Annotated in this window: 3 protein-coding genes and 1 pseudogene; 1 reads left to right on the forward strand and 3 read right to left on the reverse strand. The window is 55.0% G+C overall.

The features are described from left to right. Positions 1–889, forward strand: an 889-nt coding sequence (locus MVK46_RS04810) for an MFS transporter (RefSeq protein ID WP_297535511.1), incomplete at its 5' end; no start/stop codon positions are given. Here the strand turns inward: MVK46_RS04810 and MVK46_RS04815 are convergent. The 3 genes and pseudogenes from MVK46_RS04815 to MVK46_RS04825 form a co-directional block, all read right to left on the reverse strand. Next, complete coding sequence (locus MVK46_RS04815; RefSeq protein ID WP_297535512.1) at positions 890–1,183, reverse strand: MazG nucleotide pyrophosphohydrolase domain-containing protein; 294 nt, start codon at positions 1,181–1,183, stop codon at positions 890–892. It abuts the gene before it with no gap. Between the two features lie 39 nt (positions 1,184–1,222). Further along, positions 1,223–1,903, reverse strand: coding sequence for an amino acid racemase (locus MVK46_RS04820; protein ID WP_297535514.1), 681 nt, complete (start codon positions 1,901–1,903; stop codon positions 1,223–1,225). A gap of 111 nt (positions 1,904–2,014) precedes the next feature. Continuing rightward, a pseudogene (locus tag MVK46_RS04825) lies at positions 2,015–2,297 on the reverse strand (mechanosensitive ion channel domain-containing protein); the annotation flags it as partial.

Genomic DNA, 2,297 nt, shown 5'->3' on the forward strand with positions numbered 1-2,297 from the left:
CCTCTACCTCGCGCACTCCTTTACAGGCGTTCTCCTTGCAACCCTCTTCAATTCGCTCGCGGTCGCGTTCCTAACCGGCGCGGAAACCGGCTGGCTCTACGAACTCCTTTCCAGAGACGGAAGGGAGGGCGAGTACCCGAAGGTTTACGGAAGGCTGAGGTCTTTTGAGATGGTTGGAGGCTTCGTCGGGGCCGTTAGCGGAGGTTTCATCGCACACTCCTTCGGCATGCATTTCGCGGTTCTGCTCAGCGTCCCCTTCGCGCTCCTCTCGGCGCTAATCCTCACCACGGTTCCGGCGGACACCGCGAGAAGCGGAGCTTCTTACGGTAGGCACCTGCTCGAAAGCCTCCGCTTCGTCAGAAACTCTCCGGAAGTCCTCTGGCTCTTCATCTACGCTAACCTCATAGGCCTTCCCCTAACGGCTTTCACGTCCTTCATGCAACTCTACTTTTACGCCGTCATCGTTTCCATTATAGTAGTCTCGTGGATTTCCGCAGGCTACACTTTGATAAGTGGAATCTCGTGGTACGTTGACTTTGGAGAAAAGAACAGAGAAGCCATCTACCAGTGGTCCCCCGTGTTAATTCCCTTTCTGACTCTCCTCGCGGGGCTGAACGGGTACCTCGGCTTCCTTACGCTGGTTCTTGGGAGCCTCCTCTTCGCTCAGGCTTTCAAGGAGTGGCAGAGACGCTTTCAGGGGGCCATTCCCGACGAGAAGAGGGCAACAATCGGCTCGTTCTACTCCCTGTTCACTGCAACGCTGAACGGAGGTTTAAACGCTTTGGCCGGCTGGCTCTACGGACGCGTTGGGATAATGAAGGGTCTGGTTCTGCTGTCCATCGTTTTCCTCCTGCTCGGGGCCGGAACAGCCCTGAAAAAAGAGAGGTAGTCAGAACTTCTCCTCGCATTCACAGGGCTTCTTCCCGCAGTAGGGGCAGACGCCCGGATATTTTTTCTTCGCGGCCTCCTCAAGGTCAACGCCGAGCAGGTTTGCAAGGCTCGCGAGCCAGGCTAAAACATCGGCAAATTCTTCCTCCATAGCCTCGCGGTCGTTCTTCCTTATCGCCTCGCTCAGCTCTCCTACTTCCTCGACGAACCAGAGGAAGGTTCTCTCAACGCCCCTCTTCGAGTCCTTGTGGAAGTAGATTTCCTTAATCATTTCTTGAAACTCGCGGATTTCCATTCTCTCACCCGGGGAAAGGGAAGAAGAGGGCCTTAAAAATCACTCGCTCGCGAGGTCGATGAGCTTGCGCATGTGGATGTCGACTGTGTCGAAAACCTCGGCATCGACGTCGCCAGCCCTGACGACGAGGGGAAGCTCCGTGCAGCCGAGAATGACCCCCTCGATGCCCTCCTCCTTGATGTAGCGGTTGATTAGGTCTATTATCCAGTCCCTGCTCGCGAAGTTGCCGAGGGCGAGCTCCTTCTTGATTATCCTCTCAACTTCCTCGATTTCCTCCGCGTTCGGCGTCAGGACTTCGAAGCCGGCCTCGCGGAGGGCGTTCTTGTAGAAGTCCGCGGTCATCGTCGTCTTCGTTCCAAGGAGAAGAACTCTCCTAACGCCCCTCCTTCTCATCTCCTCGATGAGGGCGTCGATTATGCTGACCATCGGCGTGTTAATAGCCTTCTGGACGTCGGGAAAGACTATGTGGGGCGTGTTCGCGGTCAGCGCTATTATTTCCGCCCCGGCCCTCTCAAGGGCCTTCGCCGCGTTGATGAGTATCTCCTTCCTGCCCTCCCAGCCCCTCGGGTTGTCCACGAACTCCTTGAAGTTTATGGAGTAGATTATCAGCTCGGGATAAACGTTGGGCTCGAAGCGCTCCCGGCTTATCTCAATGTACTTCCTGTAATAATAGCAGGTTGACTCAGGGGTCGTTCCTCCGATAAGGCCTATCCTCTTCATTAACATCACCGTAGAAACGTTTCAAGATTGCTTATGAACCTTTTGGTTTAAAACGAAAGGTTTGAGAAGAGGCCCGCACACAAACTGCGGGAAAAGAGAAAAACACGAGAATCATTCGTTCTTCAGGTGGACGTCAAGCTGCGGGAACGGAATCTCGATGCCCTCCCGGGTGTAAAGCTCGTATATTCCCTTCGTAAGGTCTCCCCTAACCGTCCAGTAGTCCTCGGTCTTTGCCCATGCCCTGAGCTGGAGGTTTATCGAGGAATCCGCGAGGGCCGTTATGACGACGCTCGGCTCCGGCTCGTTGAGAACCTTCGGATGGCTCTTCATAAGCTCAACGGCCAGCTTTATCGCCCTATCAAGGTCGGTTCCGTAGGCAACTCCAACGTCAACG

The organism is Thermococcus sp., from assembly GCF_027066465.1.
In the GTDB taxonomy this organism is placed as follows: Archaea; Methanobacteriota_B; Thermococci; order Thermococcales; family Thermococcaceae; genus Thermococcus.

What these genes read in the sequence shown, in the direction of transcription:
- MVK46_RS04815 (WP_297535512.1), bottom strand. Translation starts at nt 1,183, where the DNA reads ATGGAAATCCGCGAGTTTCAAGAAATGATTAAGGAAATCTACTTCCAC.
- MVK46_RS04820 (WP_297535514.1), bottom strand. Translation starts at nt 1,903, where the DNA reads ATGAAGAGGATAGGCCTTATCGGAGGAACGACCCCTGAGTCAACCTGC.